Origin of the sequence: Cohnella lupini (assembly GCF_003386205.1) — a bacterium.
GTDB lineage: Bacteria > Bacillota > Bacilli > Paenibacillales > Paenibacillaceae > Cohnella > Cohnella lupini.
Genome location: NZ_QRDY01000001.1, coordinates 412,625 through 427,300, shown reverse-complemented (window position 1 = coordinate 427,300; position 14,676 = coordinate 412,625). Strand labels below are relative to the sequence as shown.

Annotated in this window: 15 protein-coding genes; 4 read left to right on the top strand and 11 right to left on the bottom strand. The window is 51.9% G+C overall.

What is annotated here, in order from left to right; translation table 11 throughout:
• Window positions 1-61: 61 nt before the first annotated feature.
• The gene (locus tag DFP95_RS01960) at window positions 62-1,804 is read left to right on the top strand and encodes an Rqc2 family fibronectin-binding protein (protein ID WP_115990866.1); all 1,743 of its coding nucleotides are present in this window, start codon (window positions 62-64) and stop codon (window positions 1,802-1,804) included.
• A 58-nt stretch (window positions 1,805-1,862) separates the two neighbouring features.
• On the opposite strand, the gene DFP95_RS01955 is transcribed toward DFP95_RS01960, so the two are convergent.
• The 8 genes from DFP95_RS01955 to DFP95_RS01920 form a co-directional block, all read right to left on the bottom strand.
• Window positions 1,863-2,717 carry a PHP domain-containing protein gene (locus DFP95_RS01955; protein WP_115990865.1) on the bottom strand — a complete coding sequence of 285 codons (855 nt, stop codon included), beginning with the start codon at window positions 2,715-2,717 and terminating at the stop codon, window positions 1,863-1,865.
• The gene (locus DFP95_RS01950; protein WP_115990864.1) at window positions 2,707-3,612 is read right to left on the bottom strand and encodes a LysR family transcriptional regulator; all 906 of its coding nucleotides are present in this window, start codon (window positions 3,610-3,612) and stop codon (window positions 2,707-2,709) included. The genes DFP95_RS01955 and DFP95_RS01950 overlap by 11 nt, the downstream gene beginning before the upstream one ends.
• Before the next feature lie 132 nt (window positions 3,613-3,744).
• Window positions 3,745-4,182, bottom strand: coding sequence for a hypothetical protein (locus DFP95_RS01945; RefSeq protein ID WP_115990863.1), 438 nt, complete (start codon window positions 4,180-4,182; stop codon window positions 3,745-3,747).
• A gap of 281 nt (window positions 4,183-4,463) precedes the next feature.
• Window positions 4,464-4,727: a YlbG family protein gene (locus DFP95_RS01940; RefSeq protein ID WP_115990862.1), complete on the bottom strand. Its 264-nt coding sequence runs from the start codon at window positions 4,725-4,727 to the stop codon at window positions 4,464-4,466.
• A 28-nt stretch (window positions 4,728-4,755) separates the two neighbouring features.
• Entirely contained in the window at window positions 4,756-5,238 is a 483-nt protein-coding gene (locus DFP95_RS01935) for a YlbF/YmcA family competence regulator (protein ID WP_245987343.1), read from the bottom strand.
• Window positions 5,239-5,359: 121 nt separating this feature from the next.
• Window positions 5,360-7,321: a helicase-associated domain-containing protein gene (locus DFP95_RS01930; protein ID WP_181907215.1), complete on the bottom strand. Its 1,962-nt coding sequence runs from the start codon at window positions 7,319-7,321 to the stop codon at window positions 5,360-5,362.
• A 4-nt stretch (window positions 7,322-7,325) separates the two neighbouring features.
• The gene (locus tag DFP95_RS01925) at window positions 7,326-9,029 is read right to left on the bottom strand and encodes a DNA repair helicase XPB (protein WP_115990860.1); all 1,704 of its coding nucleotides are present in this window, start codon (window positions 9,027-9,029) and stop codon (window positions 7,326-7,328) included.
• Between the two features lie 112 nt (window positions 9,030-9,141).
• A complete protein-coding gene (locus DFP95_RS01920; RefSeq protein WP_115990859.1) occupies window positions 9,142-10,317 on the bottom strand; it encodes a M20 metallopeptidase family protein in 1,176 nt (391 codons plus the stop codon).
• 261 nt (window positions 10,318-10,578) lie between these two features.
• Here DFP95_RS01920 and DFP95_RS01915 point away from each other — a divergent pair, with 261 nt between their 5' ends.
• Together DFP95_RS01915 and ftsW are read left to right on the top strand one after the other, a co-directional pair.
• Entirely contained in the window at window positions 10,579-10,923 is a 345-nt protein-coding gene (locus DFP95_RS01915) for a YugN family protein (RefSeq protein WP_115990858.1), read from the top strand.
• A gap of 19 nt (window positions 10,924-10,942) precedes the next feature.
• Window positions 10,943-12,136 carry a putative lipid II flippase FtsW gene (gene ftsW / locus DFP95_RS01910; protein WP_115990857.1) on the top strand — a complete coding sequence of 398 codons (1,194 nt, stop codon included), beginning with the start codon at window positions 10,943-10,945 and terminating at the stop codon, window positions 12,134-12,136.
• A 67-nt stretch (window positions 12,137-12,203) separates the two neighbouring features.
• On the opposite strand, the gene DFP95_RS01905 is transcribed toward ftsW, so the two are convergent.
• Window positions 12,204-12,584, bottom strand: coding sequence for an Asp23/Gls24 family envelope stress response protein (locus DFP95_RS01905; RefSeq protein WP_115990856.1), 381 nt, complete (start codon window positions 12,582-12,584; stop codon window positions 12,204-12,206).
• 199 nt (window positions 12,585-12,783) lie between these two features.
• Between DFP95_RS01905 and cax the strand changes: the two genes are divergently transcribed.
• Window positions 12,784-13,842, top strand: a complete 1,059-nt coding sequence (cax, locus tag DFP95_RS01900) for a calcium/proton exchanger (RefSeq protein ID WP_245987293.1) — start codon at window positions 12,784-12,786, stop codon at window positions 13,840-13,842.
• A 67-nt stretch (window positions 13,843-13,909) separates the two neighbouring features.
• Here the strand turns inward: cax and DFP95_RS01895 are convergent, their stop codons facing one another.
• Together DFP95_RS01895 and DFP95_RS01890 are read right to left on the bottom strand one after the other, a co-directional pair.
• Window positions 13,910-14,200: an Fpa/YlaN family protein gene (locus tag DFP95_RS01895; RefSeq protein WP_115990854.1), complete on the bottom strand. Its 291-nt coding sequence runs from the start codon at window positions 14,198-14,200 to the stop codon at window positions 13,910-13,912.
• Between the two features lie 224 nt (window positions 14,201-14,424).
• Window positions 14,425-14,664, bottom strand: coding sequence for an HPr family phosphocarrier protein (locus tag DFP95_RS01890; RefSeq protein ID WP_115990853.1), 240 nt, complete (start codon window positions 14,662-14,664; stop codon window positions 14,425-14,427).
• Window positions 14,665-14,676 lie beyond the last annotated feature (12 nt).

The following is a 14,676-nucleotide window of genomic DNA, read 5'->3' as shown; positions in this document are numbered from 1 at the left end:
TGGCATCATAGGAAGACAGAAAATCAAGCATCCGAAGCGGATGTCACAGGAGAAAACCGCTATGTCATTGGACGGAATCGTAACACGGGCGCTCGTGCACGAGCTGCAAGCTTGCGTCAAAGCGCGTATTCATAAAATTTACCAGCCAACGGAAAACGAATTGATCATGCACGTTAGAGGACAGGGCGTCAACGGAAAGCTGCTGCTGTCCGCGCATCCTTCGATGCCGCGCATTCATTGGACCGAGCAGGTTTGGGCCAACCCCCAGGAACCGCCGATGTTCTGCATGCTGCTGCGCAAGTATTGCGAAGGCGGCGTCATCGAGTCCATTCGCCAAGTCGGGCTGGAGCGGATCGTGGAAATCGAAGTGCGGCATCGCGACGAGCTCGGCGACTCTTCATTAAAGAGAATCGTGCTCGAAATCATGGGGCGGCATAGCAACTTAATCCTAATGGATCCGATATCCGGAATCATCCATGACGGCATTCGCCATGTCACTCCCGCCATCAGCAGCTTCCGGGTCGTTCTGCCCGGCAGCGCATACGTTTCTCCGCCTTCGCAAGATAAAGTGAACCCGCTCGAGCAGTCGAAAGCCGTTTTCGAAGCTGCGGTGAACCCACTTCCGATCGGCCATGACGACGAGTCGCTGAACTCCCTGTCGTCGGCTTTACTGAACGCGTATACGGGAATTAGCCCGTTGATCGCCCGCGAGATCGCCTATCGGACGGCGACCCGGAAGACGGAACCTTGGCTAATCTTCGATGAAGTCATGCGCCAAGCCGCGAACCATGAATACGAACCGAATATCGTCGTTTCCGAGGACGGCAAAGCACTGTTCTCGGCAATCTCCTTAACTCAGGCTGAAGGCGACATTCAGACATTCGTTTCGATGCACGAATGTTTGGATACTTTTTACCGTGAAAAAGCTTCTAGGGACTTGGTTCGGCAACGCACGACCGATTTAAACCGTTTCTTGCTTAACGAAATGGCTAAAAACGAGAAAAAGCTAATTAAATTGCAAGATACGCTGCAAGAAGCGAACGAAGCCGATCTCGTGCGCAGATCCGGCGAACTGTTGACCGCGCATCTGCATGCCTTCAAAAGAGGCGACAAAACGGTCGACGTAATCGATTATTACGAGGAAGAACAACCGACGAGAACGATCTCGCTCGACCCTCTGCTAATGCCCAACGAGAACGCCCAAAGATACTTCCGTAAATATAACAAGCTCAAGAACAGCCGAGCGATCGTTACCGAGCAGTTGGAATCGACGACCGCGGAGCTTAAATATTTGGCATCCGTCTTGCAGGGCCTCGAGGCGGCTACGCCGAACGATATCGGCGAGATCCGCGAGGAGCTGATCGAGCAAGGCTATATCCGCGAACGCGGCGCCAAACGAGGGGCGAAGAAGAAAAAGAAGGACACCCCGGCCATTCTCTGCTATACGTCCAGTGAAGGAGTTCCCATCTACGTAGGCAAGAACAATACCCAGAACGACTATGTGACGAACCGGTTGGCCATGTCATCGGATACTTGGCTCCATACCAAAGACATCCCCGGCTCCCATGTCCTGATCCGCAGCGCCGAATTCGGCGAAACGACTCTTCACGAAGCGGCGGTTCTGGCGGCTTATTACAGCAAGGGGAGAGAGTCCAGCAGCGTTCCCGTCGACTATACCCGCATTCGCAACGTCCGCAAGCCGAGCGGTGCCAAGCCTGGTTTCGTCATATACGACGGTCAAAAAACTTTATACGTAACGCCTGACATCACGCTCGTTCAACGAATGCCGGCTACGGTAAAGTAACAAAAACGGGGCAGTCCCAAAGGTCGATTAGACCTTGAGGACTGCCCCGTTCTTTTACTCAAAGCGATTCCGTTCCGCTTCTCCTCATAAGCTTGTCAACGATCGAGGCATCCACCGTCCGATTCCCTATCTCTCCGTGGAAAGCGACTCCGTCCTTCGTGCCGTGAAAATCGGATCCTCCGGTAACGAGCTTGCCTCGGCTTCTCGCCATCTCCGAATAACGGAGCTCCATTTCCGAGTCGTGGTCGGAGTGAAAAGCTTCCAGTCCGTCCGCTCCGGCTTCCAAGATCGATTGCACGAGGGAATCATCCGAATAAAGTCCGGGATGGGCGATGACTGCTATGCCTCCTGCATCGCGGATCCAAGCGATCGCTTCTTCGGGCGATACCCGCTTAGGAATAGGGTATGCCGGCTTGCCCTCTCCCAAATACCGATCGAACGCCGACTTGATATCTGTAACATAACCTTTGTCGACGAGCACTTGCGCGATATGCGGCCGGCCAACCGAGCCATCTCCTCGCATCGATTTGCCTGCCGCTATTTCGACTTCCCCGCTCGTTATTCGCAAACCCAACCCGACCAACAAAGACAAGATTTCCTCGTTCCTGCGGTTCCGGACATCTCTTAACGACGCCAATCGCTTATTCAGCAGTTCGTCCCCGGGCGAAAATCCGTAACCAAGAATATGGATATCCCTTCCTCCGGCGGCAGTACTTATTTCTACGCCGGGGACGACGATTATTCCATACGTTATGCCGGCCGCCAGCGCTTCCGTTATTCCCGCGACCGTATCATGGTCCGTAATGGCCACCGCGGCCAATCCTGCTTCCTTGGCCATCCTGACGTTATCTGCAGGGCTAAACATCCCATCTGATGCTAACGTATGAGTATGCAAATCCGCTCTATTGATCATGGGATAACTCCCTTAATTCGTGCAGCAATGCAGCCGCCGGCATCGGTAGAATCGAAGATTTCAATCGGACGGCGAAGATCTGGCGCCTAAAGCTGACGCCGGTGATCTTCACCGGTTTAAGCAATCCCAGCGAGATCTCGTGCTTTAACGTCCACACAGATAGAATCGATAATCCTAAGCCGGCTTCCACCGCGGATTTAACCGCTCCAGTGCTTCCGAATTCGCTTACGACGCGCAGCTCGGATTCTTTGACGCCGTGCCTATGCAGCTCTTCCTCCATAATTTGCCTCGTTCCGGAGCCCTTTTCCCGCAGAACCATCGGTTCCCGAATAACCGCATCCAATCCTATCTCGTCAAAAGATGCGAACGGATGGTCCTTAGGTACGACCAGCATTAATTCATCGTCCATGACCGGCTGAGCATCGAAGCCCGGAACATCGCAGGGAGCCTCGATAATTCCGAAATCCAGTCCCTGATGGGCAACCGCGTCGATGATCTCGGTCGTGTTCATGACCTTCATATCGACCGACACTTCCGGAAATCTCCTCAAGAACGCTCCCAACAGCCTTGGCAGCACGTATTCCCCGATCGTTAAACTAGCCGCGAATTGCAGTCTACCCTTTAAATCCTCGATATATTTAGCCATCATGACGTCGGTATCCCGCATCAATTCAACCGCCTTGCGCGCTTGGGGCAGAAGCATGTGCCCGGCCTCGGTCAATTCCAGCTTCTTCGTCGTTCTGTTTAATAGCTTCGTTCCGAATCGTTCTTCGAGCGCTTGCACCTGCATCGTGACGGCCGGTTGCGTCATATGCAAAGCTTGGGCCGCTGCCGAGAAACTACCGCGTTCCGCCACCGTGTAGAAAATATGAAGTTGATGAACGTTCAGTGCCACCCCGGTCACGCCTTCCGTCCGATAATATTTTATTTCGAATTATACCATAATAACGTTGAGCGCGTTGATGCCGGAAACGGAAAACAGCCGGGGGAGATATTCTCCTTCCCGGCTGTTTCGACTATATAAGCCTTAACGGCGTTTGCGATTATTTTTGATCAGCGTCATGCGCCGCGAGTGTCGCAGCCAAGAATAATACGTTTTCAAATCTCGGAGCTCCATCGTCTCCGACATTCTCCCTAAGAACGTAACGACGATCATCTTATGCAACGGATTTCCTAGCAAATCGGTATCCGTTTCACTGACCGCGAATTCCGCGACGAAAACAAGGTCGTCGTCGATCGTATATACATCTTGTTCGTTCCGGTAATACGAGACGATGCGGTCTTCCTTCAAGCATTCCCACATGAATTCGGCGATATCCGAATAGCCGGTTCTCTCGCTCTCCACGCGGTCCGTCCAACGTGTGCGAGCGTGATTGGTTATGATGATGTCGACAACCTTTTTATCGCCCAGAACGACGTGAAAGGGTTCGTAAGTATTCCACCGATCCGTATGTTTATCCTTCACCGGGCTATCCCCTTCCCGATACTAGGTCTAATGACCCACTCGAGTCCATGTATACCTAGGAACTTAAGTTCATTTTACCGCATTCATTCCCGATGATTCAACAATAAAATAAAATGAACCCTTACATTCCAACTTTTGGATACTATTTCCCTACTCTATTTTATGCTATCACGCTCATAAAATGAAAGAAAGATAGATTCCAAGATAGAATTGCACGGAATCGTTTAATCATAAACGAAAGGTGGATAATAGAAAAGCCCCCATTATTTAGGGGGCTAAAATCATAAACCGTAAAACCTGGTTTTGTCGGGTACGTTCTTCTCGTACTCCGTCTTGATCTCGTTGCGATACGAGCGCTCGATCTTGCGTACGAAGGGTAGACGCTGCAAATTACGAACGGCTTCTTCCGCAACGTCGGCATTCATGTACATGACGGCATATTGCATTTTGCGGGACAAATAGTGCAGAGTTCCGTATTTGTCCAAGCCTCTGGCCGCTTTCGAATCGCTAAACCATACGATATAACCTGTCCGTTCGGCAAACATGTCCAACCCTCCGGTCTGTCTAAATAACTTACCCGCAACCGCCGCTTCCGCATGAGCAACTGCCGCCATTGCCGCAACCCGAAGCTTTGGGATTCGGATTGTTATCCGGAACCTTGATGCTTTGCGATACGGCATAGGCAATCGTCCGGGAAACATCGTTAAGCAATTCATCCAAAGAGTTCTCGGCGGCTTTGAAATTGCGAACGGATTCCACTTGATCAAGTCGGCTTTCCATTTCGTACACTTGATCCAAAGCGGCGTTATAATCCGGGTGGAACCTTCCGAAACGTTCGCATTCGGCGAATTTCTCTTTCGCCTTGGCGAATAGCTTGGTCAAGGTTTGCACTTCTTCATCCCTATGAACTCGATCTTTCCAGAAAACGTATTCCGCCGCGTAAGCGGAATTCTTAAGTGAATCCCCCAGCTCGAAGGCGTGGGATAAGAGCAACGCCATATCGGCAGGCGCGTTCTCCATCACACCTTCTACTGCCGCAGGGAGGGTTTGTGTCATGCTGGCCAACGGCCTCACCTCACCTTTGTTTGACAAATGTCCTAAAAGCCGAAGCGATCGGAACATTTACAAATCGGCTATGTTATACCTAACTATCATAACACAAAAGGAACGTTTCCGGTCAATGGGTTTCAAGCTCCTCTAAGGCGGGCAGCACGATCATCACTTCCGAGATCTCGTCCGCTAGAATACTAACCGTTTCCGGCCGAACGTTCATAACGTCATTACCCGGGTCGACTTTCCACTGCCCTAACACGGACCACTTCTCCCCTTCGTCCCGGAAATTTTTCGGATGGAAGGTTCGCTCGGCTCCGTTAACCTCCAACCGAATGGAGGTTTGCCAATCGATCGCCCGTTGGATGACCTCTTTGCTCGTGGAAGCGTGATAAGTCCGCGGTTTGGACAGCCACGCCGCGGGAACGGACGAAATTCCCGGGAATAGCTCCTCCGTCCCTGGAATAGCCCGATCGGCGGTGAACGCCGACAATGCTTGACGTCTATATATCCAGCCCTGTTCTTCTTCGGAAAATTCATCGTCCGGAGGAACGGGAGGCATAATTTCATGCTTGCGCGATAAGGCTTGATCGACTGTTTGCGCGGGATACCCGATCTTCTGCAGCCGCGCGAGCATGTCCGGATATGACTCCCGATCGATAATGAAATCTCGATCCCCTACATGCTCCAACAGCAACTCGGCGATCTCCGGATTTTGCTTAAGATGATCGGCGACTTCGGGATTTATCGCACGCAGCAGCAATACATCTGCGAATACGACTTTGCCTAAAGGCGAGAACCAATCCGCCAAAGCTCCGGTAACCGGCTCGGGTAAAGGTATAGCGGCACCCTGTTCCAGGAAGGAAATCACGGATTGGAACGTGTGACCTGCCTGGAATGCCTTGATGCAAGCATTTCTAGTCAATTGATACACGACTAACTCGTCCGCTGTAACTAGTTCCGCGATTTCCGACAATACCCACCTTTGTTTCAGGGACGTTGCCGGCGGAACGAAAATTTCTCCGTCCGGCTGTACGAACATCGATGCCGATTCGGGAGTCGTCTGATCGTTCGCCGATCTCTTGGAATACTTCTTTCGAAACACCTTGCCGTCTCGATAGCTTCCTCTTTCCAGCCAGCCGAATGATTCCATCAGCCCAAGCCAAAGCTCTATCGCCTTCTCTTGACCGATAGTCACGGCTAAGCAATGATCCTCATGCCAATCCAAGCCGTTGATAGCGGACAAGGCGGATGCCGTTATATGGATAGCCGGGTCGGACTCGCCTATTCTTGTCATAATCCAATCATGCAAGCGGGAATCCGCCTCGGTAGGCTCAAGAGCCAGCCAAGCAGACAACCCACTCATGGATAGACGAATTTCGTTATTCTGCCTGCGGAGCACTTTGCTCCGCAAGCCAAGGTCTAATGCCAATGCGGCATAAGCCGGAAGTTGATCGTTATTCGGATAGGTAATGGTCAAGTCTGCCAATTCTTGCGATGTTATGCGCAGCCCCGATTGCATGCGGACGAACGGATGCCGATGCAGCCTCCCTTTTACCGTCCAAGTCATCGGCTGACGATCGAATTGTTGCCAAGCTGCCAACAGCTCAAGCGACAACGGCAGGCGATATTCCTTGCTTGCGTAAGAAATTTCTAACTTCGCAGCTTCATTCAAGGGCGAATGAATGATCGGAAACAACAGCGGCAGCCACATCGGAACCGTATCCTCGGGCAAATACAATAATTGGTCTCCCCATGCCTTCCTTACGGAGTGCACGATTCCGCTTCTGCGCAGCTTGGCTACGGCTACTCGCGTTTCGGCGCCGGTCAGCACGTTCTCTTCTCCGGTCGCTTTAATCAACGAATCGATCTCGAAAGGTAAGCCCGCGTACCGGACTACGATTTTTTTTAATCCTTCCAGCTGGTAAAAATCCGCGCTATGCTCGAGCCATTCTTCGGCCCATTCCCGGTTGCGAAGAATCGCTTCCAACTTCTCGCCTCCGTCCAGCCTGCTCTTGATCGTCGGTTCGCTTTGAATAAGCTGCCGCACCGGATCGGGCAGCTTTTCGACGGATAACTTCAAATCCATGCGTTCACCTTCCTTCGCTTGGATGTTGGTCTTCCATTCTCGGCAACATCCATCGGTCGACCGTGTAGGGATACCCTTGCTCCAATAGAAACCGTCCTCGGTTACGCGAGAATTCCACCTCATCGGTTCCTTCGCTTACCAAAGAATAGAACGTCGCCTCGTTGCCGGACTTTTTGGGCCGCAATATTCGACCTAGCCTTTGCGCTTCCTCCTGCCTCGAGCCATAGCTTCCGGATACCTGAATGGCAACCGACGCATCCGGAAGATCTACGGCGAAATTGGCGACCTTGGATACCAACAGCACGTCGATTTCCCCGCGGTTGAAGCTGTCGAACAATTGCTTGCGATTTCTATTGGGCATCTCGCCGGTGATTAACGGTAAAGATAGCTCGCGCGCCAATTCGTGCAGTTGATCGAGATACTGTCCGATGACGAGCGTCGGCAAACCGCTATGCCGCTTCAGCAAGGCTTTGACGACCTCAGCCTTCCGAGGGTTCTCCCCGGCGATTCGGTGCCTGTTTCTCTTAGGTGCTTCCGAATAGCTCTTGGCGGTGCGCGGATCGAGCGGTACTCTCACCTCCGTGCATGCGGCTTTGGCAATCCAGCCGCCTTCCTCCATCGTTTTCCAAGGAATTTCGTATTGTTTAGGTCCGATCAAAGCGAACGCGTCGCTTTCCCGTCCATCCTCTCGTACGAGCGTAGCCGTTAAGCCGAGTCTTCTTGTCGCTTGAATGTCCGCGGTGATTCTGAATACCGGCGCCGGGAGAAGGTGCACCTCGTCATAAATAATGAGACCCCAATCCCGGTTGCCGAAAAGCTCCAAGTGAGGATAATCCTCTACTTTGGATCGTCTGTGCGTAAGGATTTGGTACGTCGCCACCGTAACGGGGCGCACGTTCTTCGTTTGCCCCGTATACTCGCCTACTTCTTCTTCCGTTAGCGTCGTATGGCGGAGCAGCTCGGAAATCCACTGGGAAACGGAAACGCCGTTCGGCGTCAAAATGAGGGTGTCGCATTTCAATCGAGCCAACGCGGCCATGCCGACCCAAGTTTTCCCTGCTCCGCAAGGAAGTACGACTACGCCGCTTCCTCCGCTTCCGTTTTCCTTGCCAAGCAGGGCATCGACCGCATCCGCCTGATAATCCCTAAGCACGACCTGCCTGCCGGAATCCGATACGCTAAGGAACGAAACCTCTAGCGCATTGCCCGAATGGAATCCCGCTTCATCTTTAACCGGATAGCCTCGTGCCGCCAACTCCCTTTTGATCCAACCTCTGGCGGATGGCTTGACGCTAGCTCGAGTTGAGGAAGAAGTTCCGGACAACACCGAAACGATATCTTCCCATTGAAGTATTTGTTCCATTATCTCGGGTTGTTCAATCGTGAGTACCAATTCGCCTGCAATCGTTTGTAGACGAATTTGGCCGTATCGGTTCATTTGCTTACGAATCTCTTCTTCCAAGGCTCGCGGCAGACCGGACGATGACATCGCCCCAAGCCTCTCGACGATATCAGCGGAACGCAGGCCCGAAGCGGCCGCGTTCCATAGAGTCACCGGCGTTATCCGGTATGTATGCACGGCTCCCGGTCGTTTATGCAACTCCGCTACCGTTCTAAGCAGATTTCTAGCTTCTTCGTATTCCGGATGCCGTTCATCCAACAATATCGTCCCGTCTGATTGGGCCCACAGCGGCAAAGGAATATTCATCCAGCATCCCTCCATGCACCTACAGCCTTCCCATTCCGGAATCGTCTTATAAACGGATAACGGCGCAACATAAAAAACTCCCTCCTACTCGGAGGGAGCCGTAACGACCGCTTTATGTTAAATCCAATGCCGAGTCGTCCGCGACCGCAATCAGCAATCTTGCCGCATGCAGCATCGCTTTCTCTTCAATGTCGAACAACGGGTGATGGTGAGGAGCCGAAGCTTCCGTCTCGCTGCCGGCGCCTACGAAGAAAAAGCAACCGGGCTTACGTTCCAAATAGTAAGAAAAATCTTCGCCGGCCATAATTCGTTCGCCAGGTGCCGCGGCCGTTTCGGGCAATACGTCTTGAATGACCCGAAGAACCCTCAGCGCTTCGCGCTCGTCGTTCACGACAGGCGGATACCCTTCGAAGTAGCGAAATTCGTAATCGCAGCCATGCATTTCGCAAGTGTGCTTGACGATTTCCTCCATCCGCTTCCGGACGATGTCGCGAATTCCTTTGTTGAAGGAACGGACGGTGCCGCTTATCTTGCAGTTCGCCGCAATGACGTTATTAGCCGTTCCCGATTCGAATCTTCCTACCGATAGAACCGCGGCATCGAGCGGATTGACGTTGCGGGCTACGATCGTTTGAAGAGCCACCACCAACGACGCGCCGGCAACCAAGGCATCCTTGCATTCATGAGGAAGCCCTCCGTGCCCGCCGCGCCCTTTAATGGTTATTTCGAATTCATCGGGAGTCGCCATGAAAGGTCCGGGACGGGTTGTCGCCGTACCGTAAGGCATAGGCGACCATAGATGAACTCCGTATATCGCATCGACGCCTTCGAGCGCTCCGTCCTCGATCATTCCGACCGCCCCGCCCGGGAGAACCTCCTCGCCGGGTTGGAATAAGAACACCCTTGTTCCTGCCGTTTCCTCTTTATGAAGGCTATAATATCTGGCAACGGCAAGCAACTCGGCCGTATGTCCGTCATGTCCGCAAGCGTGCATCACGCCTTGCACCGTTGATCTGTAAGAACTGGATTTGGCATCTTGAATGGCCAGTGCGTCGATATCCGCCCGCAATGCGATCGTCCTCCCGGGCAAGTCGCCTTTAAGACGGGCGACGACCCCGGTTCCCGAAACGCCGCGGCGAACCTCGAGTCCCCAGGAATCCAGCAGATCCGCGATCATTTTCGAAGTTTCGAATTCGTGGAAAGAAAGCTCGGGGTGCTGATGCAGATGACGGCGCCATTTCACCATATCTTCATATAGGGATTGCAACGTAAGTTCTTTTACCGTCATGGTCGGCGCCTCCTTTTCCCTTGTGTCCGTATGTTTGTACTATTGTATCAGAAAGCATGCATATCCGTAACCTTCGTATTCGGCGATAAAGGAGATAATTGTCAATGAACGTTCGAACTTCCGATCGGTTGCGGGCTTGCAGAAGGCTCATAAACCGTCTATCATGGAAGGGTACAATGCACGCTTTGACCTCGATGACGACAAACCGCAGACGTCAAGGACGCTGCCCGATTGTTCGCACATACTAAGGAGGATTTTCCAATGTTACTCGAAAATACAGGATTAAACGGAATGCGAAGCGATCTCGGTCATCTGGACGAGTCCGGAGACAAGCTTGGCTTCGTACGCTGGCAATGGGAATATCGCCGCGCTACATATGATCTTAAGCTTCACGACCGTACGAACGGACAAGACTACTTCTTGCGCATCACGACTAGAGCCGTAGAAGGCAAGCTGGAAAATCCGGAAGCCATTCTCGAAGTCGAAGCCGTCTACATCGGACGCGCTACTTTCCCCCATGGCCTCGATTACGAATCGGCGATTCCGCAACCGATCTTAAATGCCGCTACTCAGCGCACGCAGGATTTAAAAAAGCTGCTTTCATAGGGGCACGGGGGAATCGAGGATGAAGACTCCGGAGAGCGGCCAGCGGGGTACGCCAGATTTCATGTTGCTTATTCTGACGCTTCTGCTCGTGGGATTCGGTCTCGTCATGGTTTTCAGCGCCAGCTCGAGCATGGCGGCAACCGAGCCCGACTACAACTACGACGCTCTTTATTTCGTAAAGCGCCAGTTAATGTGGGTCGGGCTTGGCACCTTGATCATGTTCGTGATGATGAACATTCATTTTCAGAAATACAAGAAGCTATTCCTGATCTTCTTCATAGGAACCTTATTCCTGCTCGTCCTTGTTCCCTTCGTTGCGGAAGATAGGAACGGAGCGAAGAGTTGGATCGGAATCGGCAGCTTCGGCGTTCAGCCAACGGAATTCGCCAAGCTTGCCATTATATTATACTTAGCCGCTATCATAGCGAAGAAGGACGAGAAATTTCGCGACTTCAAGCGGGGATTGCTTCCGGTCATGATCGTAGTGGGATTTTTCGCGTTCTTGATCATGCTTCAGCCGGATTTCGGCTCCTGCGCCATCCTCGTGATGTGCGCTTCGGCGATCGTCGTTGCCGGAGGCTCCAATCTGAAGCATATCACGCTCTCATCGGGCGTATTGCTCGGTCTTGCGGCGCTCGGGACAAGCTTCTACTTCTTGATTAATCCCGATGCCGGCTTCGGTTACCGGGGGGCGCGATTTACTGCCTTCTTGAATCCGCTAGAGGATCAGCAAGGAACCGGTTATCATCTCATCCGTTCCCTCGAAGCGTTCGGTCACGGCGGTTTTTTCGGCGCGGGTTTAGGAAACAGCGTCCAGAAACTGTTTTACTTGCCTTATGCCTACAACGATTTCATTTTTGCGATCATCGGCGAGGAACTTGGATTCGTCGGCACGACGATCTTCATCCTGTTCTACATCTTGTTTCTGTGGAGAGCTCTGATCGTAGCTCTTAGGTGCCCGGACATCTACGGAACGTTAGTCGGAATAGGTCTCGTATCCTTGATCTCGATTCAAGCCCTTATTAACATGGGCGGCGTAAGCGGCGCCATACCGATTACGGGCGTCACCCTGCCGTTCATCAGCTACGGGGGTTCCTCCATGCTCACGTTGCTTACGGGTATGGGAATACTTCTAAGCATTTCGCGAGAGTATAATCGAGTAGAACGGGTTGAACGGGTACCGTCCGCGAGGACGTACTCCGCGAAACATTAAAAAAAACGTGGTTAAGCGGCTCCAAGCCGACTTAATCACGTTTTTAATTATGCTGCTAATCGCGCTTTTACTTGACGCGATGTGCTTCATCCGTCGTTTCCTCATCCTTGAAAGCAACGCCTTCCACTTTTACGTTAACTTCCACGACGGTAAGCCCGGTCATATTCTCAACCGCTTCACGGACATTATCTTGCAACCTGCGCCCAACCTCTTGAATAGGAATGCCGTATTGAACGACGATCCGCAAATCGATGGCCGCCTCCACTTGACCTACTTCGACGGATACGCCCTTCTGCGCATTACGTCCGCTTAACCGTTTGGCTAAGCCTTCCGAAATCCCGCCCGACATGGCGGCGACTCCAGGCGTCTCCAACGCCGCTAATCCGGCAATCGTAGCAACGACATCATCCGAAATTCTTATTAAACCTTGCTGCAGCTCTTCCGTCATGGCGGCTCACTCTCCCGAACCTAGTATGCTTCCATTGTAATAGAAGACTAGGTCAGAAGCAACCGAAAGCGTTGCCAGCATATCCCAACTTTCGTTTATTTGCCAGACTTTCCGTTTACTTCGGATTCTATATTGGGTATAGTATTAAATGCCAATCGGAACAACTATAAAATATCTACTACGACGAGGTGTGTATTCGTTGAAAAAGCTGTTTTTCCCCCTACTGATCATTACCTTTATCCTCAGCGCCTTATCCCACTTTATGCATTGGGGAGCGGAGCTCGAGTTCGGCTTCGCGGGTCTGGCCATCCTGTTCGCCGCGGGACTGCTCGGCAAAGCGACCGAATCCGTTGCCCATTATGCCGGTCAACGGCTAGGCGGATTTCTTAACGCGACGTTCGGAAACGCTGCCGAGCTCATTATCGCCATCTTCCTGATCAAGGAAGGATTATTCGATATCGTCAAAGCAAGCTTAACGGGTGCTATTATCGGAAATCTGCTTCTTGTATTGGGAGCAAGCGCTTTTGTAGGCGGATTGAAATTCAAGGAGCAGAAATTCAACGTCCATCTAGCCGGGCAGAATGCCTCCTTGATGCTGCTTGGCATCATAGCCCTGTTCATTCCCGCTATTTTCGTGAAAACGGAGCATATTTCCGAGCATGACACGATGTCGATCAGCATTATCGTCGCCGCGTTCCTCATCTTCGCTTATATCGGATGGTTGATTTATTCCATGTTCACGCACAAGGACTTGCTGGAAGATCACGTGGACACGCAAGCGGATCACGGTGAGAAGCCTGCATGGACGAAAGGAATGTCCGTCGTTTTCCTCGTCGTCGCCACGGTCATGGTCGCGTTCATAAGCGAATGGCTAGTACATACCCTTGATACCTTCTCGTCTCGGTTCGGCTTGTCGGAATTGTTCGTAGGCGCATTCGTAGTCGCCATCGTCGGTAACGCTGCGGAGCACAGTGCGGCCGTCATGCTGGCCTTGAAGAACAAAATGGGAGCAGCTGTCGAAATCGCCGTCGGAAGCAGCTTGCAGATCGCTCTATTCGTCGCTCCGGTGCTCGTGTTCATCAGCTTGCTGTTCGGCAAGGAAATGAATCTGATCTTCACCACGATCGAGCTTGCGGCCATCGGAGTATCCGTGTTGATCGCAACCTCCATCTCGAGGGACGGATCGACCACCTGGTTCGAAGGCAAGCTCCTGCTCATCGTTTACGTTATACTAGGCGTATCGTTTTACTTCGTCTAGGGCAACCTTTGTCCGGTCTACGCAACTAAATACGCACAAAAAAAGAAGAGCAGCAACCCCAGGGGCGCTACTCTTCTTTCTTCTCCAACGCTTCGTATAAAATCGCCAGATTCCGTTCCAGCTGGCTAATCAACAATTTGCCCGCGCCCTCTACTAACAATCCCGTTCTAACCGCGAAATCGACCGCTCTAGAAAAGCCGTACATTTGGGTGTCCAGCACTTCCTCGTATAGCGGGCATTTACGCGTCGTTAAGTTCTCCATCTGGATGGCGATCAACTTTTCGATTTTGTCGGCATCTTCCCGAAGCAGACGCAAAGCCTTCTCATTCAGATCGATCATGGTCTCCGATGCTGCCATTCCCACTCCCCCTGTGCCCAGACTCCCAATAAAGAGCGAGCTGCCGCGCTCGTGATGGAACGTCGCATGCTGCTTTCTCTAGCTATCACTTTTATATTAAGCGATATTGAGCAGAAGTACAAGGACAGGGCGGTATCATTCCCTAATTAACTTTAAGATTGTTTAAAAAATAAAAACATCCCGCCGCTAGGGACGAGATGTTTGCCATTATCATTCGTTGCGCTTTATTCCACGACTTTAACGTTCAAGCTGTGTTTAGCAAACACGTCGCTCAAAGCTGCCTTAGCTTCGGCGGCATCCGGACCATGAACATGAAGTTCGTAAGAAAGGTTGCCTACCAGAGTCGTGAACAATCCTAGAATACTCTTAACGTCAATGTACTTGTTCTCTGCTTGAAGAACGATAGACGAACGGAACTTATTGGCTGTTTGGGACAATTCTACAATAGCCGCATTATTAGACATGGTATTCCCTCC

What these genes read in the sequence shown, in the direction of transcription:
- DFP95_RS01960 (WP_115990866.1), top strand. Translation starts at nt 62, where the DNA reads ATGTCATTGGACGGAATCGTAACACGGGCGCTCGTGCACGAGCTGCAA.
- DFP95_RS01955 (WP_115990865.1), bottom strand. Translation starts at nt 2,717, where the DNA reads ATGATCAATAGAGCGGATTTGCATACTCATACGTTAGCATCAGATGGG.
- DFP95_RS01940 (WP_115990862.1), bottom strand. Translation starts at nt 4,727, where the DNA reads ATGTTTGCCGAACGGACAGGTTATATCGTATGGTTTAGCGATTCGAAA.
- DFP95_RS01935 (WP_245987343.1), bottom strand. Translation starts at nt 5,238, where the DNA reads ATGACACAAACCCTCCCTGCGGCAGTAGAAGGTGTGATGGAGAACGCG.
- DFP95_RS01930 (WP_181907215.1), bottom strand. Translation starts at nt 7,321, where the DNA reads ATGGATTTGAAGTTATCCGTCGAAAAGCTGCCCGATCCGGTGCGGCAG.
- DFP95_RS01925 (WP_115990860.1), bottom strand. Translation starts at nt 9,029, where the DNA reads ATGAATATTCCTTTGCCGCTGTGGGCCCAATCAGACGGGACGATATTG.
- DFP95_RS01920 (WP_115990859.1), bottom strand. Translation starts at nt 10,317, where the DNA reads ATGACGGTAAAAGAACTTACGTTGCAATCCCTATATGAAGATATGGTG.
- DFP95_RS01915 (WP_115990858.1), top strand. Translation starts at nt 10,579, where the DNA reads ATGTTACTCGAAAATACAGGATTAAACGGAATGCGAAGCGATCTCGGT.
- ftsW (WP_115990857.1), top strand. Translation starts at nt 10,943, where the DNA reads ATGAAGACTCCGGAGAGCGGCCAGCGGGGTACGCCAGATTTCATGTTG.
- DFP95_RS01905 (WP_115990856.1), bottom strand. Translation starts at nt 12,584, where the DNA reads ATGACGGAAGAGCTGCAGCAAGGTTTAATAAGAATTTCGGATGATGTC.
- DFP95_RS01895 (WP_115990854.1), bottom strand. Translation starts at nt 14,200, where the DNA reads ATGGCAGCATCGGAGACCATGATCGATCTGAATGAGAAGGCTTTGCGT.
- DFP95_RS01890 (WP_115990853.1), bottom strand. Translation starts at nt 14,664, where the DNA reads ATGTCTAATAATGCGGCTATTGTAGAATTGTCCCAAACAGCCAATAAG.